Below are 23,053 nucleotides of genomic sequence, written 5' to 3'. Positions count from 1 at the left end.
ACACGCGCAGGCATCCGGTCCTAGGACGAACGGCTGATCACCTCCGAGCACTGTTCCTGTTAGCCTGCAGTTGCGAACGGCTTGCAATAACCATCAGGTAGCAGTTGGAGGGTTCGAACCCATGGCCACGTACACGCTCCCGGAACTCCCGTACGACTACGCGGCGCTCGAACCGGTCATCAATCCGCAGATCATCGAGCTCCACCACGACAAGCACCACGCCGCCTACGTCAAGGGTGCGAACGACACCCTGGAGCAGCTGGAAGAGGCCCGCGACAAGGAGGCCTGGGGCGCGATCAACGGCCTGCAGAAGAACCTCGCCTTCCATCTCTCCGGCCACATCCTGCACTCGATCTACTGGCACAACATGACCGGCGACGGCGGCGGTGAGCCCCTCGCGGCGGACGGTGTGGGCGACCTGGCGGACGCGATCGCGGAGTCCTTCGGGTCGTACGCCGGCTTCAAGTCCCAGCTGACGAAGGCCGCGGCGACCACGCAGGGCTCCGGCTGGGGCGTCCTCGCGTACGAGCCGGTCAGCGGCCGGCTGATCGTCGAGCAGGTCTACGACCACCAGGGCAACGTCGGCCAGGGCTCCGTCCCGATCCTGGTCTTCGACGCCTGGGAGCACGCCTTCTACCTGCAGTACAAGAACCAGAAGGTGGACTTCATCGAGGCGATGTGGCGCGTCGTCAACTGGCAGGACGTGGCGAAGCGCTACGCCGCCGCCAAGGAGCGCGCGGACGTGCTGCTGCTCGCTCCCTGACGCAGAGACCCCGAGCGTCCTGCCTCGTGATCGTCTTCTCACCGTTCACCCGGCAGGCGGATGGACGGAGAACCCCCGCGAGGACATGACTCGCGGGGGTTCTCCCATACCAGGCAGAGGAGCGGGTCGCCGCCCTTCGGGAGACGCGTCAGGCGGACGCTCCGCCGAGGGCGTCGCAGCTGAGCCCGGGGGCGAGTCCGGAGTCACCCCGCGTGTGGCCGTCCCCCAGCAGTACGTACTGGGTGGTGGTGACCGCCCAGGGGGTGCCTCCGTCCTGTCCTCCGTCGCCGCCCGGTGCGAGACTGGCAGGGTGACGGACAGCGAACGGCAGACGGACCGGCGCCTGGAACGAGCCGTCCTGGAGCTGCTGGAGCGTCGTGGGCCGGCCTCCACGATCTGCCCCTCCGACGCCGCACGAGCGGTGTACGAAGGGGACGACGACGGCTGGCGGGCGCTCATGGAACCGGCCCGCCGCGCGGCCCGGCGGCTGGTCACGGCGGGCGAGGTGGAGATCACCCAGGCCGGCCGCCCCGTCGACCCGGCGGAGGCCCGCGGTCCGATCCGTATCCGCCTCGCCCGCTGACACACCGCGGGCGTGGCGGCGCCCGGTGCGGGCCCGGACGGGGGCCCGCACCGGCCTGACCGGTCAGTCGAAGACGGGGCCCTGCGTACGGGTCCGCTTGATCTCGTAGAAGCCGGGGATCGACGCGACCAGCAGTGTGCCGTCCCAGAGCCGCGCGGCCTCCTCGCCCTTCGGGGCGGGGGTGACGACCGGACCGAAGAACGCGATCTGCTCGCCGTCGGCGCCGGGCACCGCGATGACCGGGGTGCCGACGTCCTGGCCCACCTTGTCGATGCCCTCCTGGTGGGAGGCGCGCAGTTCCTTGTCGTACGCGTCGGAGTCGGCGTACTCCAGGAGCTCGGCCGGCAGGCCGACGTCCGCCAGGGCCCCCGCGATCGCCTCGCGGGTGGGGCCCTCGCCGTTGTTGTGGAAGCGGGTGCCGAGGGCCGTGTAGAGCGGGCCGACGATCTCGTCGCCGTGCTTCTGCTGGGCGGCGACGACGACACGGACCGGTGCCCACGCCTGGGTGCGCATCATGTCCTGGTACTCCTCGGGCAGCTCGTCGAGCTTGGGCTCGTTGAGCACGGCCAGGCTCATCACGTGCCAGCGCACCTCGACGTCGCGGACCTTCTCGACCTCCAGCATCCAGCGGGAGGTCATCCAGGCCCAGGGGCAGAGCGGGTCGAACCAGAAATCGGCCGGGACCTTGCCGACGGCCGTGCTGTTCTCGGGCATGTCTCTCCTCGTGAGGTCGGTCTGCGCCTGTGAGCCGGAACACCATGGGCCCCTCCCGCCATTCCCGCGCACGGGCGCCGATTGCCGCGTGGGAGGATCGAAGGTCTTCGATCGAGACACAAAGGAGTGCTCCGTGCCCGGTGAGAACCTGTCCCGCGACGAGGCCCGCGAGAGGGCCGAGCTGCTGACCGTCGACGGTTACGAGGTCGCCCTCGACCTCCGCTCCGCCGTGGGTGAGCCCGACGGGGGCGGCGATGCCGGTCCGCGCACCTTCCGTTCGCAGACCACGATCCGCTTCCGTGCCGCCCGGGCGGGGGCCTCGACCTTCGCCGATCTGCTGGCCCCGTCCGTGGACGCGGTGACGCTGAACGGCAAGGACCTGGACCCCGCGGCCGTCTTCGACGGCACCCGGATCGCGCTGGAGGACCTCGCCGCCGGCGAGAACGTCCTGGTGGTCGACGCGCGGTGTGCGTACAGCCGGACCGGCGAGGGCATGCACCGCTTCGTCGACCCGGAGGACGGCGAGGTCTACCTCTACACGCAGTACGAACCCGCCGACGCCCGGCGCGTCTTCGCCAACTTCGAGCAGCCCGACCTCAAGGCGCCGTACCGCTTCGAGGTGACGGCGCCCGAGGGCTGGCGGGTCTGGAGCAACGGCGCGGAGGAGTCGCGGGAGGGCGAGGTCCACCGGTTCGCGGAGACCCTGCCGATCTCGACGTACATCACGGTGGTCGTCGCGGGTCCGTACCACTACGTGAGCGACCACTACTCCCGTACGTTCGACGACGGTACGAAGCTGGACATCCCGCTCGGCGCGATGTGCCGCAAGGGGCTCGCGCGCCACTTCGACGCGGACGACGTCTTCCTGGTCACCAAGCAGGGCCTGGACTTCTTCCACGACCACTTCGACTACCCGTACCCCTTCGGGAAGTACGACCAGGCGTTCGTGCCGGAGTACAACCTCGGCGCGATGGAGAACCCGGGCCTCGTCACCTTCCGCGAGGAGTACATCTACCGCGGCAAGGTCACCTCGGCCTCCTACGAGCGCCGCGCCAACGTCATCCTGCACGAGATGGCGCACATGTGGTTCGGGGACCTGGTCACCATGCAGTGGTGGGACGACCTGTGGCTGAAGGAGTCCTTCGCCGACTTCATGGGGTCGTTCTCGATGGTGGAGGCGACCCGCTTCACCAACGGCTGGATCACCTTCGCCAACAACCGCAAGGCCTGGGCCTACCGCGCCGACCAGCTGCCGTCCACGCACCCGGTCACGGCCGACATCCGTGACCTGGAGGACGCCAAGCTGAACTTCGACGGCATCACGTACGCCAAGGGCGCCTCGGTGCTCAAGCAGCTCGTGGCGTACGTGGGACGGGACGCGTTCCTGGAGGGCGCGCGCCGCTACTTCAAGCAGCACGCCTTCGGCAACACCCGGCTGGGCGACCTGCTCTCGGTGCTGGCGGAGACGTCCGGGCGCGACATGACGACCTGGTCGCGCGCATGGCTGCAGACGGCGGGGGTCAACGTCCTGACGCCCGTCGTGACGTACGACGGCGCGGGCCGGATCGCGGAGCTCGCCGTGACCCAGGAGGCCGCCGCCTCGCACCCGGAGCTGCGGCCGCACCGGGTCGCGGTCGGTCTGTACCGGCTCTCGCCGGAGGGCGGGCTGGTGCGCTACGCCCGCGCCGAGACGGACGTCGCCGGGGAGCGCAGCGTGGTCGCGGAACTGGCGGGGTCCGAGAAGCCCGACCTGGTCCTGGTCAACGACGACGACCTCACGTACTGCAAGGTCCGCTTCGACGAGGGGTCGCTGGCCACCCTGCGCGCGCACCTGGGCGACATCGATGACCCCCTGGCCCGGGCGCTCTGCTGGTCCGCGCTGTGGAACATGACGCGGGACGCGGCGCTGCCGGCCCGGGAGTTCGTCGCCCTCGTGCTGGCACACGCCGGCCGGGAGAGTGACATCGGCGTCCTGCAGATGCTGCACGCCTGGGCCCGGTCGGCTCTGGTGCACTACGCCGCGCCGGCCTGGCGCGAGGAGGGCGGCCGGGCGCTGGCCGAGGGCGCGCTGGCGGAGCTGCGGCGCGCGGAGCCGGGCAGCCAGCACCAGCTGACGTGGGCCCGGTTCTTCGCCGCCGTCGCGGTGTCGGACGCGGACTTCCAGCTGCTGGGCGGACTGCTCGACGGCTCGGCTGTGATCGAGGGCCTGGACGTCGACCAGGAGCTGCGGTGGGCGTTCCTGTCCCCGCTGGTCTCGCACGGCAAGGCCGACGAGGCGGCGGTGGACGCCGAACTCGCGCGGGACGACACGGCGTCGGGCAAGCGGCACCACGTACGGTGCCTGGCCTCCCGCCCCTCGGCGGCGGTCAAGGCGCAGGCCTGGGCGGCGGTCGTGGAGTCGGACAAGCTGTCCAACGCGCTCGTCGAGGCGACGATCGCGGGCTTCGGAGAGCCCTCGCAGCGGGAGCTGCTGGCGCCGTACACGGCCTCGTACTTCGAGGCGATCGAGCGGGTGTGGGCCGAGCGTTCCATCCAGATCGGCATGGACGTGGTCAAGGGCCTGTTCCCCGGGCTGCAGGACGACCCCGCGACCCTCGCCGCGACGGACGCGTGGCTGACCTCGCACCCGGCGGCGGCACCGGCGCTCCGCCGGCTGGTCCTGGAGGCGCGGGACGATCTGGCACGGGCGCTGCGGGGTCAGGAGCGCGACGCGGCGGCGTGAGATTCCGGCGCGCGCCCCGCACACGCGTGCGGGGCGCGCGCCGCACAATCCCCGTCGCGACCGCTCTTTTCGGCACTCGAACTGCTTTTCTTCCGTACGGCCTTGTCCTGGAATGTCGACGGACGTGTAACACGGGTCATCGCACCGCGGGACTGCGGGAACCTCCCCGGCATGAACCAGAACACCCCGCTGTCCGCGCGCCCCGTCCACGCGGTGAGCCACCGTGTGCAGTCCGCCGCGCAGCTGCGCGCCCATGGTGTGACCGCCGGGCAGACCGCCGCCCAGTGCCTGCCCGGCGGTCCGTGGCAGCAGCTGCTCCCCGGTGTGTACCTCCTGCGCCCGGGTCCGCCCACGCCCGAGGACCGGGTGCGCGGCGCCCTGCTGTACGCGGGACGGCCCCCGGCCGGCGCCCGGCGGGCCGTGCCGGTCCAGCCCGGGTGCGGCTTCGGCGAGGCCATGGTCACGGGCCTGGCGGCCCTGGCCCTGTACGGCTTCACGTCCGCTCCCCCGGTGGGCGCGCCGCACCGGATCGACGTGCTGGTGCCACGCACCAGAAGGCTGCGTTCCACCCGGTTCGTCCAGGTGACGCGGGCCGCCGACCTGCCCCGGCCGCAGCACCGGCTCGGGGTGCCGCTGGCCCCGGTGGAGCGGGCCCTGGCCGACGCGGTGGGCTCGCTCACGGACGCGTCGGCGGTGCGCCGGATCCTTACGGAGGCGGTGCGGGGCGGGCACTGCGAACCCTCCTCCGTCGTGCGGCAGCTGAACGCCGCCAAGCTGCTCGGCAGCGCGCACGTACGGGACGCCGTCGAGGCGTTGCTCGTGGAGAGCCGCGCGACGGCGGAGAGCGGGCTGTACGAGACCGTGCGCGTCCACGGTCTGCCCCAGCCGTTCTGGAACGTGGACCTGGCCCTGCCGGGCGGCAGCTTCCTGGGAGGGGTGGACGCGTACTGGCCCCGGGAAGCGGTCGCCCTCCAACTGGGCGCCCGCTCACCCCGGGAGGAGGGCGTCGTCGACTCCGCCGATCGGGAGCACCTGGAGCGGCTCGGCATCACGGTGGTGCGGGTGACGCCGAAGCAGCTGCGCGACTCGACGGCCCGGCTGTCGGTGGTGCTGCGTACGGCGATGATGGCGGCCGAGGACCGTGAACCGCCCGCGTACGTGGTGGTCCTGCCCCGGTGAGTGGCGCAATGCAACCGGTGGCGGATGTACGCCATGTCCGCTTCTCGTCCCCGTCAACTCTCCACAAACCCCTGTCTTCTACGAAATGCTGACCGGTCATCGGGTACCGAATTCCGGACTCTTTCTTTCTTTCACAAACAGGGATGCTGATGACCAAGGAATCCCCCAGCTCCATACCCGGGGCGAGACGCGCGGCGCGCATCGCGGCCGCGGCCGGTCTGGCGGCCGCGCTGGCCGCCACCGGTGCCGCCCCGGTCTTCGCCGCCGACGACCCGGCGGCCTCCCCCGTGAAGCCCGCCGCGAGTGCGCAGGGCGACAAGCTGGGCGAGGCCGACGCCGATGTGCTGGCGACAGCCGAGGCCAAGGGCGAGAAGAACATCACGATGATGGTCGCCACCACCCCGGGTGCGACCGAGCAGGTCACCGAGCAGCTGGACGCCGTCAAGGGGTCCGTACTGGGTCAGACGTACGACAAGCTCGGCTACGTCCGGGCGACCGTGCCGACCGCGACCGCCGAGGCCACCATCAAGGCGGCCCAGAAGCTGTCGTCCGTCCACGGCATCGATCTCAAGCAGGAGATCAAGCTGGACGACCCGACGCCCACGGGCGACCGGGCCGCCGGGGCGAAGCAGCAGAAGGCCACGGGCAGTTACCCGGCGCCGGACAAGAAGACCCCGGCGAAGAACCCGTACAACCCGTCCTTCGAGACGGGCGCGGTCGACTTCGTGAAGCAGCACCCGAAGGCCGACGGCCGCGGGATCACCATCGGCGTCCTGGACTCCGGTGTCGACCTCGGCCACCCCGCGCTGCAGAAGACCACCACCGGCGAGCGCAAGATCGTCGACTGGGTGACGGCCACCGACCCCGTCAGCGACGGCGACGGCACCTGGCTGCGGATGGACCAGGCCGTGGCCGGCCCGACGTTCACCAGCGGCGGCACCACGTACTCCGCGCCGGAGGGCTCGTACGGCTTCCGCGTCTTCAAGGAGTCCGCCACCCGTGGCGGCGACATGGCGGGCGACCTCAACCGCGACGGTGACACCACCGACCAGTGGGGCGTGCTCTACGACCCGGTCACCGGCACCGCTCGGGTCGACCTGAACGGCAACGCCGACTTCGGCGACGACACCGCCATGAAGCCGTACAAGGACAAGCACCAGGTCTCCTACTTCGGTACGGACGACCCGCGGACCCAGATCGTCGAGCGCATCCCGTTCGTCGTCGAGACCCGCAAGGACGTCGTCTTCGACGCGGCCGGCAACACGGCCGACTACGTCAACATCGGCGTCATCCAGAGCGAGCACGGCACGCACGTCGCGGGCATCACCGCGGCCAACGGCCTGTTCGGCGGCAAGATGAACGGCGCGGCGCCCGGCGCCAAGGTCGTCTCCTCGCGCGCCTGCACCTGGTCCGGCGGCTGCACCAACATCGCGCTGACCGAGGGCATGATCGACCTCGTCGTCAATCGCGGCGTCGACATCGTCAACATGTCGATCGGCGGCCTGCCCTCGCTCAACGACGGCAACAACGCCCGCGCCGAGCTCTACAAGCGGCTCATCGACATCTACGGCGTCCAGCTGGTCATCTCGGCCGGCAACGACGGCCCGGGTGTCAACACCATCGGTGACCCCGGCCTCGCGGACCACGTCATCTCGGTCGGCGCGTCCATCTCCAAGGAGACCTGGGCCGCCAACTACGGCTCGAACGTCACCAAGAAGTACGACATGCTGCCCTTCTCCTCGCGCGGCCCGCGTGAGGACGGCGGCTTCGCGCCGATCCTGACGGCCCCGGGCGCGTCCATCAACACCACCCAGACCTGGATCCCCGGCGGTCCGGTCAAGGAGGCGGGCTACTCGCTCCCCGCCGGCTACTCCATGCTGCAGGGCACCTCGATGTCCTCGCCGCAGGCCGCCGGTGCGGCGGCGCTGCTGCTGTCCGCCGCGAAGCAGAAGCACATCGAGCTGCCCCCGGCCGACCTGCGTACCGCGCTGACCAGCACCGCCACGCACATCAAGGACGTGCCCGCGCACGCCCAGGGTGCCGGTCTGATGAACATCGTCGGCGCCTGGAAGCAGATCGAGAAGAAGGGCGCCTCGGCGCACGAGTACTCCGTGAAGGCCCCGGTCGACACCGCGATCGACTTCGCGCTGAAGACCCCGGGCTTCGGCACCGGCCTGTACGACCGTGAGGGCGGCCTGAAGGCCGGCCAGAAGAAGTCGTACGACGTCACCGTCACCCGCACCACGGGTCCGGACAGGGCCGTCACGCACAAGCTGTCCTGGAAGAACAACGACGGCACCTTCAAGCTGACCGGTTCGAGCACCGTCTCACTGCCGCTCGGCAAGCCGGTGACCGTCAAGGTCCAGGCGAAGCCCCGCACCGCGGGTGTCCACAGCGCGATCCTGGTGGTGGACGACAAGAAGACCACCGGCGTGGACCAGCAGATCCTCTCCACGGTGGTCGTCGCCAAGGACCTGGTGAAGCCGGGTTACGCGTTCTCGACGACCGGCTCGGTGCAGCGCAACGGCACCACGTCGTACTTCGTGAACGTCCCGGAGGGCGCGAAGACCCTTGAGGTCGCGTTGAGCGCCCTGCGTTCGGGCAGCCAGACGCGGTTCATCTCCCTGCACCCGTACGGCGTGGCGGTGGAGGACAGCTCCACGATCTACTGCTACCCGAACTACGAGAACCCGGCCAACACCTGCCGCCCGGACACGCGCTCCTACAAGGACCCGCAGCCCGGCGTCTGGGAGATCGAGGTCGAGTCCCGCCGTACGTCGCCGCTGCTGGACAACCCGTACAAGCTGGATGTCTCACTGCTCGGCGCCATCTTCGACCCGGCGGTGCAGACCATCGCCGAGGCGAAGATCGGCACCCCGGCCGCGGTGGACTGGACAGTCACCAACAACGCCGGTGACCTGGAGGGCTCCCTTAAGGGCGGCTCGCTGGGTTCGGCGGACGTCGAGCGCCCGTCGATCGCCACACGCGGCAAGTACACCAAGACGGTCACCATCGGTGCGGGCGTCGAGAAGCTGGACGTCGCCATCGGCAACACCTCGGACGCCAATGCCGACATCGACCTGCGTGTCCTCAAGGACGCGACCGAGGTGGGCGCCTCCACGACGGCCGGCTCGGAGGAGTCGGTCAGCCTGGTGAACCCGGCGGCCGGCACCTACACCATCGTGATCGAGGGCTACTCGGTCCCGGCCGGGACCACCGAGTACGACTACCGGGACGTGTACTACGCCCCGTCGCTCGGCGCGATCGAGGTCGACGAGTCCGAGGCCGTGAACCTGGCCAACGGCGAGTCCGCCCAGGTCGGGGCCGAGGTCGTGGTCGCCGGAGCGGCTCCCGAGGGCCGGCAGTTCTTCGGTGAGGTCCAGCTGGTGAACGCCCGCGGCACCGCGGCGGGCACCGGCAGCGTCGTGATCGGGAAGGTCGCGCCGTAGCCGTCATCACCGTGTGATCCGTACGACACCGCACGACTGTGGGGCGGGCGCTCTCAAGGGCGCCCGCCCCACTGCTCTGTGCGCGGCCCGTCCGCCTGCCGGACAATGGATTGGACAAGGAAGCCGTGGACAGACACATCATGGACCGGCAACCATGCCCGTTCGTACGTGTGAGGGAGTCCCAGTGAAGGTCGGAATCGTCGGCGCCACCGGTCAGGTCGGCACAGTCATGCGCAGGATCCTGGCCGAGCGGAAGTTCCCCGTCGCCGAGCTGCGGCTCTTCGCCTCCGCGCGTTCCGCGGGCTCCACCCTCGCCTACGAGGGCACGGACATCACCGTGGAGGACGCCTCCACGGCGGACTACACCGGGCTCGACATCGTGCTGTTCTCCGCGGGCGGCGCGACCTCGAAGGCGCTGGCCGAGAAGGTCGCCGCCCAGGGCGCCGTGGTGATCGACAACTCCTCCGCCTGGCGCAAGGACCCCGAGGTCCCGCTGGTGGTCTCCGAGGTCAACGCCCATGCGGTCAGGAACCGCCCCAAGGGCATCATCGCCAACCCGAACTGCACCACGATGGCCGCCATGCCCGTGCTGCGCCCCCTGCACCAGGAGGCGCAGCTCGACGCGCTGACCATCGCCACCTACCAGGCGGTGTCCGGCTCCGGCGTCGCCGGTGTCGCCGAGCTGCACGGCCAGGCGTCCCAGGTCGTCGCCGACGCGGACAAGCTGACGCACGACGGCGGCGCGGTGGACTTCCCCGAGCCGGGTGTCTACAAGCGTCCGATCGCCTTCAACGTGCTGCCGCTCGCCGGTTCGATCGTCGACGACGGTTCCTTCGAGACGGACGAGGAGCAGAAGCTCCGCAACGAGTCCCGCAAGATCTTGGAGATCCCGGAGCTCATGGTGTCCGGCACCTGCGTCCGGGTCCCGGTCTTCTCCGGCCACTCGCTCCAGATCAACGCCCGTTTCGCCCGCCCGATCAGCGTCGAGCGCGCCTACGAGCTGCTGAAGGACGCCGAGGGGGTCGAGCTCTCCGAGATCCCGACCCCGCTCCAGGCGGCCGGCAAGGACGCCTCCTACGTGGGCCGCATCCGGGCCGACGAGACCGTGGAGCACGGCCTGGCGCTGTTCGTCTCCAACGACAACCTGCGCAAGGGCGCCGCGCTGAACGCGGTCCAGATCGCCGAGCTGGTGGCGGCGGAGCTGAAGGGCTGACGCCCTCCCCACCCGCGTGAAGGGGCGGCCACCGGATCCCGGTGGCCGCCCCTTCACGTGTTCCTGCCCGCTCAGAGCGCGAGGTGCCTGCGCAGGGCGGTGTCGATGTCGGTCATGCGCTGCCGGGGGACGGTGCCGACCCGCTTCAGTACGCGATCCAGGGAAACCGCCCGGACCTGCTCGCACTGCACCTTCGAATCCCTCGGCAGCCCGCTCTCCGCAGCACGGAGAAGTGCCTGGAACGTGAGAACGCGCGCAGTGTTGGACGTAAGGGGCACCACGGTGACCACACCTCGTCCGTTCGACTCGACCGACAGGTTTGCCGCGTTGTTCGACACGATCACGGCTGGCCTGACCTTGTTGGCCTCACTGCCCCTGGTCGGTTCCAGATCGACCAGGTGGATGTCACCTCTACGCATCAGCGATTCCGTCCCCGACCGTACGGTCCCAAAGAGCGGCATCCTCGCTCGCGTCCCATTCCTCGAAGGCCTCGGTGTACTCCGCTTCGAGCCCTGCATCGCGCAGCAGCTCGATGGCGGCGTGTATCACCGCCGACCGGGAGTCCGCCTCGGTCTTCGCGGCGTACTCGTCGACGAAGGCGACATCCTCCTGCGGCAAGCTCACACTGATCTTCATGCCATCTATCCTACCAAGGTAGGAATGCTCCAGCCACCCTATGGGGTTACCTTCGGCGCACCTCGAAGTGGTAGCACCCGTACTCCACGGCCCGTACGTGCACCAGCGCCACCTCCGGGTCCGCCCACGCCTCCGCGAAGGCCGCGTCGAAGCCCCGCTCCTCGTCGGCCGGGATCTCCAGCAGCCGGCCTCCGACGATCCTGCCCTCCGCGTCGTAGCGCCGGACCGTGCGCAGTGCGCCCGCCCGAGAGAACGGGTAGCCGGTCCGGTCCGCCGTCGGGCCCTCGCACTCCTCTGCGTGGATGAAGACCGGGCCCTGCTCGTCGTACGCCCCCGGGCGCGCCCAGGTCTCCGCCGCCCAGCGGCGCAGCGGCGCGTAGGAGACCAGGGCGATCCTCTCGCCGGGCCCGGCGCCGCGCAGGCAGCAGCGGAGGGGATCGCCGCCCTCGGCCGCCGTGTACGGGACGCAGGGACGTCCGGCGTCGTCGGTCGTGCGGAGCTCTTTCAGGGTGTCCGGCCCGATGGGCCGTGCCTCGTATGCGGTCATGCTCCGAGGGTGGCCCGTGCAGCTGGGCGGGTCCGGCGGAAAACGGACATCGCGTGGGGCGCTCCGCACGTGGAAGGATGGCGAAAACATCGCACATCAAAGGAGATGACCGCGTGCCTGGCACGAATCTGACCCGCGAAGAGGCACAGGAGCGGGCGCGCCTGCTGACCGTGGACGCGTACGAGATCGATCTCGACCTCTCCGGCGCACAGGAGGGCGGCACCTACCGGTCCGTCACCACCGTGCGCTTCGACTCCGCCGAAGCCGGTGCGGAGACCTTCATCGATCTGGTCGCCCCGGCGGTGCACGACGTCGTACTGAACGGCAAGGACCTGGACATCGCCGCCGTGTTCCGGGACTCCCGGATCACGCTGAAGCACCTCCGGGCCGGTGCCAACGAGCTGAAGGTCGTGGCCGACTGCTCGTACACGAACACCGGCGAGGGACTGCACCGGTTCGTCGACCCGGTCGACGAACAGGCGTACCTCTACACCCAGTTCGAGGTCCCGGACGCCCGCCGGGTGTTCGCCAGCTTCGAGCAGCCCGACCTGAAGGCGACCTTCCGGTTCACCGTGAAGGCGCCGTCCGGCTGGACGGTGATCTCCAACTCACCGACCCCCGAGCCCCAGGACGACGTCTGGTCCTTCGAGCCGACGCCGCGCATCTCCACGTACATCACGGCCCTGATCGCCGGTCCGTACCACGCGGTGCACAGCAGCTACGAGAAGGACGGCCAGTCCGTTCCGCTCGGCATCTACTGCCGGCCGTCGCTCGCCGAGTACCTCGACGCGGACGAGATCTTCGCGGTCACGCGGCAGGGCTTCGAGTGGTTCCAGGAGAAGTTCGACTACGCGTACCCCTTCGCCAAGTACGACCAGCTCTTCGTCCCGGAGTTCAACGCCGGGGCCATGGAGAACGCGGGCGCGGTCACCATCCGCGACCAGTACGTGTTCCGTTCGAAGGTGACGGACGCGGCCTACGAGACGCGCGCCGAGACCATCCTCCACGAGCTGGCCCACATGTGGTTCGGCGACCTGGTCACCATGGAGTGGTGGAACGACCTCTGGCTGAACGAGTCGTTCGCCACGTACACCTCCATCGCGTGCCAGGCGGACGCCGCGGGCTCGAAGTGGCCGCACTCCTGGACCACGTTCGCCAACTCCATGAAGACATGGGCGTACCGGCAGGACCAGCTGCCGTCGACGCACCCGATCATGGCGGACATCCAGGACCTCGACGACGTCCTGGTGAACTTCGACGGGATCACGTACGCGAAGGGCGCCTCGGTCCTGAAGCAGCTCGTGGCGTACGTCGGCAAGGACGCGTTCTTCAAGGGCGTGCAGGCGTACTTCAAGGCGCACGCCTACGGGAACACGCGCCTGTCGGACCTGCTGGGCGCCCTGGAGGAGACCTCCGGCCGTGACCTGAAGACCTGGTCGAAGGCGTGGCTGGAGACGGCCGGCATCAACATCCTGCGCCCGGAGATCGAGACCGACGGGAACGGCCACGTCACCTCGTTCACCGTGCTGCAGGAGGCCCCCGCGCTCCCCGCCGGCGCGAAGGGCGAGCCGACACTGCGTCCGCACCGGATCGCCATCGGCTGCTACGACCTCGACGAGGCCGGGAAGCTGGTCCGCACGGACCGGATCGAGCTGGACGTCGACGGCGAGCGCACCACCGTGCCGTTCCCGTCCGGCACACCCCGCCCGGCCGTGGTCCTGCTCAACGACGACGACCTGTCGTACGCGAAGGTCCGCCTCGACGAGGAGTCGCTGCGGGTCGTCACCGCCCACCTGGGTGACTTCGCCGAGTCCCTGCCCCGCGCCTTGAGCTGGGCCTCGGCCTGGGACATGACGCGCGACGGCGAACTGGCGACGCGCGACTACCTGGCGCTGGTCCTCTCCGGTATCGGCAAGGAGACGGACATCGGCGTGGTGCAGTCGCTGCACCGGCAGGTGAAGCTGGCACTGGACCTGTACGCCGCCCCTGAGTGGCGCGAGGCGGGTCTGAACCAGTGGACCGAGGCGACGCTGGCGCATCTGCGCGCGGCGGCGCCGGCCGGCGACCACCAGCTGGCCTGGGCCCGCGCCTTCGCCGCGACGGCGCGCAGCCCGCTCCACCTGGATGTGCTGCAGTCGCTGCTGGACGGCACCCAGGAGATCGAGGGCCTGGCGGTCGACACGGAACTGCGCTGGGCGTTCGTGCAGCGCCTGGCCTCGACGGGCCTGCTGGACGACGAGGAGATCGCCGCCGAGTACGAGCGCGACCGGACGGCCGCGGGTGAGCGCCACGCGGCGGCGGCACGCGCGGCCCAGCCCTCCGAGGAGGCGAAGGCCGAGGCGTGGGCTTCGGTCGTCGAGTCGGACAAGCTGCCGAACTCCCTGCAGGAGGCGGTCATCGGCGGTTTCGTGCAGACCGAGCAGCGCGAGCTGCTGGCGCCGTACACGGAGAAGTACTTCGCGGTGGTGAAGGACGTCTGGGACTCGCGCAGCCACGAGATGGCCCAGCAGATCGCGGTCGGTCTGTACCCGGCCCTCCAGGTCTCGCAGGAGACCCTGGACGCCACGGACGCCTGGCTGGCGTCGGCGCAGCCGAGCGCGGCTCTGCGCCGGCTGATGTCGGAGTCCCGGGCCGGGGTGGAGCGCGCGCTGAAGGCGCAGGCGGCGGACGCGGCGGCGGCCGTCGCGTAGCGGTCCCTCGTACGGACGCAGGGGGTGCCCCGGCCGGGGCACCCCCTGTGTGTCTGCTGCGCGCCAGGACCCCGCCGTCAACGGCACGCTCGTCGCCACCAGGGTCGGGCTCCTCGTCGACCAGGGGACGGGCGCGCTGTGACCACCGGCTGCCCCGGCCGCGTGGAACCGCCCGGCGAGCAGGCGCCGAAGCGCGGCCGTCCGCCGGGCGGGGGTCTGGAGCGCGGCCGGCTACGCCGCCGACTCCTCGTAGCGGCGGGCCAGTTCGGCCGCGCCCGGCTCCGTCAGTGAGCCGTGCAGACGCATCCGGGCCACTCCGCCGTCCGGGAAGGCGTCCAGGCGTACGTGGGTGACCACGGCCTCGGTGTCCAGGACGAAGCGGTGCGGGGTGTCGGGCTGGAGCCGGGTGCGCGGGAGGATGTCGAACCAGTCGCCGCTCTCGCCGTCGCGGCCCTGAAGCGCGATCCAGCCGGCCGCGTTGCCCTTGAGGTACGCCGTGTCGATCTCCACCGCGCGGACCGCGCCCTGCGCGGGAAGGCGGAAGCGGACCCAGTCGTTCGTGTCGCGGACCCGGCGTCGACGGTTCTCCCAGCCGTCGTCCATCTTCCGGGAGGTGCCGGGCAGGATGATCTGGGCCGGCGAGGAGTAGAAGCGGTCGGAGGCGTCCTCGTACATGCCGCCGTTCAGGATCGAGATCAGGTCGATCGTGCCGAGCGCCGCGAGCCAGGCCGGGTCGGGGACGACCTCGCCGTGGACCCGGAGGCGGGCGATGCCGCCGTCGGGGTGCTGGCAGATCCGCAGGTGCGTGTAGCGGCGGCCGCCCGTGACCTCGAAGCCGTTGGCGGCGTGGCCGCGTACGGGGGTCGGCGGTACGAGCTCCTCCCACTTCACGTCGTCGGCGAGGAGCTCCTCCGGCCCGGGAGCACCTTCCACGGCCGTCGCCTGGAAGGAGACGCGCTGCGGGTAGTTGCCGCGGAAGTGGGCGGTGTCCACGACGACGCCGCGGACGATCCCGGGCGTGCCCAGCCTGACGATCGCCCAGTCGTGGTCCCCGGGGGCGGGGAAGGGGTGGTCCGCGTCGGCGCCCCGGCGGCGGCGGGTCTCCCAGCCGTCCATGATCTTGCCCTTGTGACCGAAGCGCTCGGGGTCGAAGACGGCGGGTTCACGGATCAGGAGGTTCTCGCGCTCGGCGAAGAACTCGTCGTTGGCCGCGATCACGCCCGCGCCGAGGCGCCGGTCCGCGAGGTCGACCAGCTCGGTGAACGGGAAGTCGCCCGCGCGGTAGTCGGCGTACGGGTCACCGCCGCCGTAAGGGGCCGCGTCGTTGGCGTGCGGATCGGTGGGATCGGGCTCCGTCTGGATCTTGTCGGTGGGCATGCCCCTACTGTGCCGTCGCACCAACGATCAGGTCCATCGAAAGTTTTCGTACGGTTCTTTCAGTTCTGCTGAACATTCAGCTGGACGTCCTGCTCCGCCGCCCGCCGTAGCGCGGCCAGCACCCGTGCGAGCGCCGGACCGCGTTCCGCGCCCTGCCGTACGGCCGCCACCACGTGGCGGTAGGGCCGGTCCGTCCCCAGGATCCGCATCACCACACCGTCGTGCGGCCGGTCGGAGGCCGAGACCATACGAGGGATCAGGGCGACGCCCATGCCCGCCCGCACCATGGCCAGGATCGCCGTCCAGCCGGAGGCGCTGTGCGCCTGTTCGGGGACGAAACCGGCGGCCTCGCACGCGGCGGTGGTGATCTCCGACCACGGGCCGGACCCGCCGAAGATCCATGCCTCCCGGGAGAGGTCGGCCAGCCGCAGTCCGGGGGCGCCGGAGAGGCGGTGCCCGGTGGGCAGTGCCACGTCCAGCGGGTCGGCCATCAGCGGCAGCAGCGTGAAGCGGGGGTCCTGGGCCGTCGGGGCGTGCGCCGCCAGGGACAGCGCCAGGTCCACCTCGCCGGCCGACAGCAGCTCGTACGCCTGGGCCGCCTCCGCCTCCCGTACGCGCACCCGGGGTCCCGGCCGGTCCTCGGCCGCCAGGAGCTGTACGGCCGGTACGACGAGGGCGGGCACGGCGGTCGAGAAGGCGCCGACCCGCACCTCGCCCGCCTCGCCCCGCAGATAGCCGGTCAGCTCGGCGTCCGCCTGCTCCAGCTGGGCGAAGACCGCCTCGGCGTGGCGCAGCACGAGGTGCGCGGCGTCGGTGAGCCGGACGCGGCGCCCCTGTGCCTCCAGCAGGGGGACCCCGAGCTGCCGGGCGAGGTTGGTGAGCTGCTGCGAGACGGCGGACGGGGTCATGAGCAGGGCTTCGGCCGTGGCCGTGACCGTGCCACGGTCACGCAGGGTGCGCAGGATGCGGAGCTTCTTGACGTCCCACTCGGTCATGGCCGAAATCTATCGGGCACCCGGACATACCGGTGCGCCGCTCGGTACGTCGTACCGGCGGCGCACGTCAGGTCATCAGGTCTTCGTCTGGACCAGGCCGGCGAGCCCGGCACGATCCGAACGAGAGGCCCTGGCTAGGCCTGCTTCTCGGACTTGTCGAGGACCATGACGAGCCCCGCGATCACCAGGAACAGGACGATCGGTGCCGCGACGTAGAGACCGAGGGTCTCCATCACGTTGAGGCCCGGGCCCGGGTCGTCGCCGTCGTCGCGGGTCAGCGCGAGCGCGGGGGACGACATGAGCAGCATCATCAGCGTCGTACCGGCCGCGACGGCGCCGGCGCGCATAGCGTTCTTCTTGTCCACGGTGCAAACGTAGCGAACGCCTACGAGGGGCGCGCGCCCGGGGGTGCCGTACGGGCCTCGGGGCCGCCCCTCAGGACGGCCATCAGCCTGTGCAGCCGGGGTGAGGCGGTGATCTCCTCCAGGGTGACGGGGTGGCCTTCCGCATCGGCGACGGGCAGGCGCCAGTTGGGGTACTGGTCCCAGGTGCCGGGGAGGTTCTGCGGGCGGCGGTCCCCCACGGTGTCCGGGAGCCACACCCCGGTCATCCGGGCCGGGGTGCGCAGCAGGAAGCGGTGGACGGCGCGGACAGCCGCCTCCTCGTCGCCGTCGCCCTCGGGCAGCAGCCGGAGGCGGGCCAGGTAGGCCAGCCACTCGGCGGTGTCGGCGGCGTCCTCGGCGAGCTCCTGATCCAGGCTCCGGGTGAGCAGGCCGAGCCGGTGGCGGAGCGTCACGTGTTCGCCCGTCAGCCGGGCGGCGGTGGACGGCAGGTCGTGGGTGGTCGCCGTGGCCACGCAGTCGCGGCGCCATGTCTCGGGGGCGAGCGGGCGCCCGGTGCCGTCCCAGTCGCGCTCGAACCAGAGCACGGAGGTGCCGAGCACCCCGCGCCGGGCGAGCGCCTCGCGTACGCCGGGCTCGACGGTGCCGAGGTCCTCCCCTATGACGACGGCACCGGCCCGGTGCGCCTCCAGGACGAGGACGGCGAGCATCGCCTCGGCGTCCTGGCTGACGTACGCACCCTCGGTGGGCGGGCACCCTTCGGGCACCCACCAGAGCCGGAAGAGTCCCATGACGTGGTCGATGCGCAGCGCTCCGGCGTGGGCGAGGAGGCCGCGCAGGAGGGTGCGGTAGGGGGCGTAGGCGGATGCCGCGAGGGCATCGGGCCGCCAGGGAGGCAGACCCCAGTCCTGGCCGTGGGCGTTGAAGGCGTCGGGGGGCGCGCCGACGGACATGCCGTGCGCGTAGGCGTCCTGCTGGGCCCAGGTGTCGGCGCCGTCGGGATGGACGCCGACGGCGAGGTCGTGGACGATCCCGACGGCCATCCCGGACTCCCGTGCGGCCCTCTGGGCGGTGGCGAGCTGGGTATCCGTGAGCCAGGCCAGCCGGCTGTGGAAGTCGACCCGGTCCAGCAGCGCGGTGCGGGCCCGGGCGCTCTCCGGGGAGCGGGGGTCGCGAAGCCCTGCGGGCCAGGAGCGCCACAGGGGGCCGTGCACCTCGGCCAGGGCGCACCACAGGGCGTGGTCCTCCAGGGCCTGTCCCTGTTCGGCGAGGAAGTCGCAGTAGGCGGCGCGGCGGCCGGGGGTCAGCGGGACCTCGTGGACGATTTCCAGGGCCTGGTTCTTGAGGTCCCTGACGGCGTCCCGGTCGATCAGCGCGCCCTTGTTCAGCACGGCTTCGCGCAGCGCCGCGGCTTCCTGCCGCAGGTCGTCCAGGGCCGCTCTGCCGGGCTCGGCGACATGGCCGTACTCAGGGATGGACTCGATGTGCAGATGGACGGGGTCGGGGAAGCGGCGCGAGGAGGGGCGGTACGGCGACGGGTCGGTCGGCCTGCCCGGTACGGCGGCGTGCAGCGGGTTGATCTGGACGAAGTCGCTGCCCAGGGTCCGTCCCGCCCAGGCGGCGAGGTCGGCCAGGTCCGCAAGGTCGCCCATGCCCCAGGAGCGGGCGGACAGCATCGAGTAGAGCTGGACGAGGAATCCGTGCGTGCGGGCGGGCGGCTGGGGTACGCGGTCCGGAGCGACGACGAGCGTGGCGGAGGCGTAGCGGTGGTCCGGGGTGCGGACGGTCAGCCGGTGGACGCCCAGGGGCGGTTCGGCCCACCAGGAGGGCGTCCTGGGCGCGTCCGGGGCTGGTGCGGCCGGGGCGGGGAGCACCCGCATGCGCAGGGACGAGGGCGCGTCGGTGGCACCGGGTTCGGGGTCGACCGTCAGGACCGCGCCGGGCGGCAGTGCGGTGAGAGCGGTCGGCAGCGGCTCCCCCGACCAGGCCACCACCGTCGGCGGGAGCAGTCGGGAGGCCGCCGCCGATTCGGCTGCGTCGAGGGATCTCCGCACCTCCGCGGGAGTGTGGGCGTCGACGCCCAGCGCGGCGAGCACGGCCGTGACCGTGTCGTCGGGGACGGACACCGTGACGTCCGGGGACGGGGAGAAGGAGGTGGCGACGCCGTGCAGTGCGGCGAGCCGGGACAAGCCCATTCAGACTCCTGGGGACTCCATGCCCCCTGCGGTGCCGGGTGCTGTCGGCTCGCTGGTCAGAGGGGCGACGGCGGCGAGCGGTGGCTCGCTCGTGAGAGGTGTGGCGTCGGCGAGCGGGGGCTCGCTGGTGAGCGGTGCGCTGTCGGTGAAAGCGGGTTCGCCGGTGAGGTGGGAGACGTCGGCGAGCGGCAGTTCACTGATCATCGGAGGGGTGGTGAGGGCCGGGGACTTCTCGCCTGTCAGCGGAGCCGGACCCGTGGGGCTCGGTACCTGTTTGGAGAGGGCGGAGAGCAGAAGCTGCGCGGAAGCGGGCACGTTGGCCTCCTGGCCATGGACAACAGGACACAGCAGGCCTACCCAGCGGGCGCGGGAGCAGGCGTGGACGTGACATAGGCGTTATGACAACGAGCCCAACGTGCCGTGGGTCACATCGCGTTCCCCCGTCCGTCGGATATGGGCGATTTTCGGCCACTCGGCGACCCTCCCCCGGATGCCCACACGCCACACCGGCCAACACGCCGGGCATTCGCGGCAAACCGGCCATGCGCATTGACACCCCCGCGCCCTGGTGGTGGGCTCGGACGTCACTGCCGGGCAGGGATCTTCCGAAGGAGTACGGCGTGCAGCTCGGGCGCAGGACGCATGCGACGGCCGTCGCCGTCACTGTGATCGGCGGGCTGCTCGGCCCGTTCGCTCCGGCCGTCGTCGCGGCCCCGGCCGTTCCCGCCGTGACGGCCGAGGAGCGCGCCGGTGACACGCGGCTGCCCGCCGTCTGGCCCCGGCCGCAGTCCGTCAAGGCGTCCGGGCAGGCCGTCGCCCTGGGGGGTGAGGTCACGCTCCTCGCCGACGCGGCAGCCGATCCGTACACCGTGCAGGCGCTCAGGACGCTGCTGCGGGACGCCGGTGTGCGCACGGTGCACGACGCCCTGCCCGGGAAGGGCCCGGTGATCCGGCTCGGCGGCACCGACGCGGGCCGGGCGCTGCGGGAGTTGCGCGCAGCCGAGCGCTCCGACCTCCCGTCCGGGGGCTACCGCCTCGCCGTGGGCAGAGCCGGGGGCCGGCCCACGGTCGCCCTGGACGGCGTCGGCGAGGACGGCTTGTTCCACGCCGTCCAGACGCTGCGCCAGCTGGTCCGGGACGGCACCGTCGCCGGAGCCGTGGTCCGCGACTGGCCGGGCACCGCCGTGCGCGGGCTGGCCGAGGGTTTCTACGGACAGCCGTGGACCCCCGAGGAGCGGCTCGCCCAGCTCGCCTTCATGGGGCGCACGAAGCAGAACCGCTACCTCTACGCCCCCGGCGACGACCCGTACCGGCAGACCCGCTGGCGCGAGCCGTACCCCGCCGACGAGCGCGCCGGCTTCCGCGCCCTGGCCGAGAAGGCGCGGGCCGAGCATGTGACGCTCGGCTGGGCCGTCTCGCCCGGGCAGGCGATGTGCATGGCCTCCGACGCGGACCTGAGGGCCCTCACCCGGAAGATCGACGCGATGTGGGACCTCGGCGTGCGGGCCTTCCAGCTGCAGTTCCAGAACGTCAGCTACAGCGAATGGCACTGCGACCAGGACGCGGAGACGTTCGGCAGCGGGCCGCAGGCGGCGGCCAGGGCCCAGGCCCGGGTCGCGAGCGCGGTCGCCCGGCATCTCGCGGACCGGCACCCGGACGCGGAGCCGCTGTCGGTGATGCCGACCGAGTTCTACCAGGACGGCGCCACCGACTACCGCACGGCGCTCGCCGCGGAGCTGGACGAGCGGGTGCAGGTGGGCTGGACCGGCGTCGGGGTCGTACCGAAGACGATCACGGGGGGCCAGCTGGCGGACGCGCGGGCGGCCTTCCGGCATCCCCTGGTCACCCTGGACAACTACCCGGTCAACGACTACGCGCAGGACCGGATCTTCCTCGGGCCGTACACCGGCCGCGACCCCGCGGTCGCCGGCGGCTCCGCGGCGCTGCTGGCCAACGCCATGGAGCAGCCCTCGGCATCCCGCATCCCCCTGTTCACGGCCGCCGACTTCGCCTGGAACCCGAAGGGGTACCGGCCGCAGGACTCCTGGCGGGCGGCCGTGGACGACCTGGCGGGCACGGACGCCACCACCCGGGCAGCACTGGGAGCCCTGGCAGGCAACAGTGCCACCTCGGTGCTGGGCGGCGACGAGTCCGCCTACCTGCGTCCGCTGCTGAAGGCCTTCTGGGCATCCCGTGCGGGCGGGGACGACGGGGACGCGGCGGACGGCGGCAAGGCGGCACGTGAGCTGAGGGCCGCCTTCGGTGTGATGCGCCGGGCGCAGGAGCGGCTGGAGACCCCCGCGAGCGGCCGGCTCCAGGACGAGGTGCGTCCGTGGACCGATCAGCTGGCCCGGTACGGCAGGGCCGGTGAACTCGCCGTCGACCTGCTGCGGGCGCAGGAGCGCGGCGACGGGGCGGCCGCCTGGCAGGCCCAGCTCGCGCTCGAGCCCCTGCGCGAGAGGATCCGGGCGAGCACGGCGACGGTGGGCAAGGGCGTCCTGGACCCGTTCCTGGACCGGGTCCTGCAGGAGGCCGGAGCCTGGAACGGCACCGATCGTGACGCGGGGACGGTGAGCCGGGACGCACAGGGCTACACGCTCCGGCTCGACCGTGCCCGACCGCTCGAAGCCGTCACCACGCTGACCCGGCCGGACGCGGAGGCGGCCGACGGGGCCCTCGAGGTCCATGTCCCGGGCGAGGGCTGGCGCGCCCTGGGCACTCTTTCGGCGGCGGGCTGGACGCAGACGGCGGTGAAGGGCCTCGACGTGGACGCGCTGCGGGTCACCGTTCCGTCCGTCCGCCCCGTCTTCGTCGGCCCCCTGGCCCCGGGGGTGAAGGCCGCGCCCGCGTCCTCGGACGCCCCGGAGGTGCGGGCCCTCGTCCCGTGGTTCGCCGACGAACCGGCGGCCCGGCTCGCTCTCGTCCGGGACAGGACGGATGCCGTCATCGGCGGCGGCACACGACGGGTCGAGGCGCGGCTGGCCGGCGGGCGCCCCGGCAAGGTGAAGGGCACGCTCACGGCGAAGCCGCCCGAGGGCATCGAGGTGAAGGTCCCGAAGCGGACCACGGTGACCCGTGGCTCGCGCACCGACGTCCCCGTGGACATCACCGTGCCGGCCGACACCCCGGCCGGCGAGTACGAGGTGCCGCTGCGGTTCGAGGGCGAGGAGAGCACCCTGACCGTCCGGGCCTTCCCGCCCACGGCGGGCCCCGATCTGGTGCGTACGGCCCAGGCGTCCTCGTCCGGCGACGAGACCCCGGACTTCCCCGCGGCCGCGGCCTCCGACGGCGATCCGGAGACCCGCTGGTCCTCCCCCGTCGAGGACGGCGCCTGGTGGCAGGCCGAGCTGTCCGGACCGGTGCGGCTGGGGCAGGTCGTGCTGCGGTGGCAGGACGCCTACGCCTCCCGCTACCGCGTACAGGTCTCCTCGGACGGCCGGACCTGGCGTACGGCGGCGACCGTGCGGGACGGCGTGGGCGGGCGCGAGTCGGTCCGGATGGACGCGAAGGACACCCGCTTCATCAGGATCCAGGGTGACGGCCGGGCCACGCGGTACGGCTACTCGCTCTGGTCGGTCGAGGCCTACGCCGTCGCCGGGCAGGACCAGGACGCTCCCTGAGGCGCTCACCGAGTGAGGGCCAGGAGATG

17 protein-coding genes are annotated in these 23,053 nt (G+C 71.7%); 8 read left to right on the top strand and 9 right to left on the bottom strand.

Features of this window, described 5'->3' with window-relative positions; genetic code table 11:
- The first annotated feature begins 121 nt into the window (after positions 1 to 121).
- Together ACFYSH_RS22080 and ACFYSH_RS22075 are read left to right on the top strand one after the other, a co-directional pair.
- A complete protein-coding gene (locus ACFYSH_RS22080) occupies positions 122 to 763 on the top strand; it encodes a superoxide dismutase (RefSeq protein WP_099172586.1) in 642 nt (213 codons plus the stop codon).
- Between the two features lie 310 nt (positions 764 to 1,073).
- Positions 1,074 to 1,346 carry a DUF3253 domain-containing protein gene (locus tag ACFYSH_RS22075; protein WP_359472086.1) on the top strand — a complete coding sequence of 91 codons (273 nt, stop codon included), beginning with the start codon at positions 1,074 to 1,076 and terminating at the stop codon, positions 1,344 to 1,346.
- 63 nt (positions 1,347 to 1,409) lie between these two features.
- Here ACFYSH_RS22075 and ACFYSH_RS22070 read toward each other — a convergent pair whose 3' ends face one another.
- Positions 1,410 to 2,060 carry a DsbA family protein gene (locus ACFYSH_RS22070; RefSeq protein WP_359472084.1) on the bottom strand — a complete coding sequence of 217 codons (651 nt, stop codon included), beginning with the start codon at positions 2,058 to 2,060 and terminating at the stop codon, positions 1,410 to 1,412.
- A gap of 133 nt (positions 2,061 to 2,193) precedes the next feature.
- Between ACFYSH_RS22070 and pepN (ACFYSH_RS22065) the strand changes: the two genes are divergently transcribed.
- From pepN (ACFYSH_RS22065) to ACFYSH_RS22050, 4 genes are all read left to right on the top strand, one after another.
- Complete coding sequence (pepN, locus tag ACFYSH_RS22065) at positions 2,194 to 4,782, top strand: aminopeptidase N (RefSeq protein WP_359472082.1); 2,589 nt, start codon at positions 2,194 to 2,196, stop codon at positions 4,780 to 4,782.
- Between the two features lie 171 nt (positions 4,783 to 4,953).
- Complete coding sequence (locus tag ACFYSH_RS22060) at positions 4,954 to 5,961, top strand: hypothetical protein (RefSeq protein WP_388754600.1); 1,008 nt, start codon at positions 4,954 to 4,956, stop codon at positions 5,959 to 5,961.
- Positions 5,962 to 6,104: 143 nt separating this feature from the next.
- The gene (locus ACFYSH_RS22055) at positions 6,105 to 9,410 is read left to right on the top strand and encodes a S8 family serine peptidase (RefSeq protein WP_359477865.1); all 3,306 of its coding nucleotides are present in this window, start codon (positions 6,105 to 6,107) and stop codon (positions 9,408 to 9,410) included.
- A gap of 184 nt (positions 9,411 to 9,594) precedes the next feature.
- The gene (locus ACFYSH_RS22050) at positions 9,595 to 10,623 is read left to right on the top strand and encodes an aspartate-semialdehyde dehydrogenase (RefSeq protein ID WP_388754597.1); all 1,029 of its coding nucleotides are present in this window, start codon (positions 9,595 to 9,597) and stop codon (positions 10,621 to 10,623) included.
- Positions 10,624 to 10,694: 71 nt separating this feature from the next.
- Here ACFYSH_RS22050 and ACFYSH_RS22045 read toward each other — a convergent pair whose 3' ends face one another.
- The 3 genes from ACFYSH_RS22045 to ACFYSH_RS22035 are packed head-to-tail and all read right to left on the bottom strand — an operon-like array spanning position 10,695 to position 11,806.
- Complete coding sequence (locus ACFYSH_RS22045) at positions 10,695 to 11,042, bottom strand: type II toxin-antitoxin system PemK/MazF family toxin (RefSeq protein ID WP_388754594.1); 348 nt, start codon at positions 11,040 to 11,042, stop codon at positions 10,695 to 10,697.
- Positions 11,035 to 11,259, bottom strand: a complete 225-nt coding sequence (locus ACFYSH_RS22040) for a ribbon-helix-helix domain-containing protein (protein WP_359477874.1) — start codon at positions 11,257 to 11,259, stop codon at positions 11,035 to 11,037. The genes ACFYSH_RS22045 and ACFYSH_RS22040 overlap by 8 nt, the downstream gene beginning before the upstream one ends.
- A 46-nt stretch (positions 11,260 to 11,305) precedes the next feature.
- Positions 11,306 to 11,806, bottom strand: a complete 501-nt coding sequence (locus ACFYSH_RS22035; RefSeq protein WP_359477877.1) for a DUF1203 domain-containing protein — start codon at positions 11,804 to 11,806, stop codon at positions 11,306 to 11,308.
- A 113-nt stretch (positions 11,807 to 11,919) separates the two neighbouring features.
- Between ACFYSH_RS22035 and pepN (ACFYSH_RS22030) the strand changes: the two genes are divergently transcribed.
- Complete coding sequence (gene pepN, locus ACFYSH_RS22030; protein WP_359477880.1) at positions 11,920 to 14,496, top strand: aminopeptidase N; 2,577 nt, start codon at positions 11,920 to 11,922, stop codon at positions 14,494 to 14,496.
- Between the two features lie 231 nt (positions 14,497 to 14,727).
- On the opposite strand, the gene alc is transcribed toward pepN (ACFYSH_RS22030), so the two are convergent.
- The 5 genes from alc to ACFYSH_RS22005 all read right to left on the bottom strand — a co-directional run bounded on the left by alc (position 14,728) and on the right by ACFYSH_RS22005 (position 19,719).
- Positions 14,728 to 15,873, bottom strand: a complete 1,146-nt coding sequence (gene alc / locus ACFYSH_RS22025; RefSeq protein ID WP_359477883.1) for an allantoicase — start codon at positions 15,871 to 15,873, stop codon at positions 14,728 to 14,730.
- A gap of 59 nt (positions 15,874 to 15,932) precedes the next feature.
- A complete protein-coding gene (locus tag ACFYSH_RS22020; protein ID WP_359477886.1) occupies positions 15,933 to 16,868 on the bottom strand; it encodes a LysR substrate-binding domain-containing protein in 936 nt (311 codons plus the stop codon).
- A 134-nt stretch (positions 16,869 to 17,002) separates the two neighbouring features.
- Positions 17,003 to 17,215 (bottom strand): hypothetical protein, encoded by a 213-nt coding sequence (locus ACFYSH_RS22015; protein ID WP_359477941.1) that lies wholly within the window; start codon positions 17,213 to 17,215, stop codon positions 17,003 to 17,005.
- Positions 17,216 to 17,253: 38 nt separating this feature from the next.
- A complete protein-coding gene (gene malQ, locus ACFYSH_RS22010; protein ID WP_388754590.1) occupies positions 17,254 to 19,404 on the bottom strand; it encodes a 4-alpha-glucanotransferase in 2,151 nt (716 codons plus the stop codon).
- Entirely contained in the window at positions 19,405 to 19,719 is a 315-nt protein-coding gene (locus ACFYSH_RS22005) for a hypothetical protein (RefSeq protein ID WP_359477892.1), read from the bottom strand. It lies immediately after the preceding gene.
- Positions 19,720 to 20,024: 305 nt separating this feature from the next.
- Here ACFYSH_RS22005 and ACFYSH_RS22000 point away from each other — a divergent pair, with 305 nt between their 5' ends.
- Positions 20,025 to 23,024 (top strand): beta-N-acetylglucosaminidase domain-containing protein, encoded by a 3,000-nt coding sequence (locus ACFYSH_RS22000; protein ID WP_388754588.1) that lies wholly within the window; start codon positions 20,025 to 20,027, stop codon positions 23,022 to 23,024.
- Positions 23,025 to 23,053 lie beyond the last annotated feature (29 nt).

Origin of the sequence: Streptomyces sp. NPDC005791 (assembly GCF_042871485.1) — a bacterium.
Taxonomy (GTDB): Bacteria; Actinomycetota; Actinomycetes; order Streptomycetales; family Streptomycetaceae; genus Streptomyces.
Note: the sequence above shows the minus strand (reverse complement) of the source record. Positions and strands in the feature narration are given on the sequence as shown.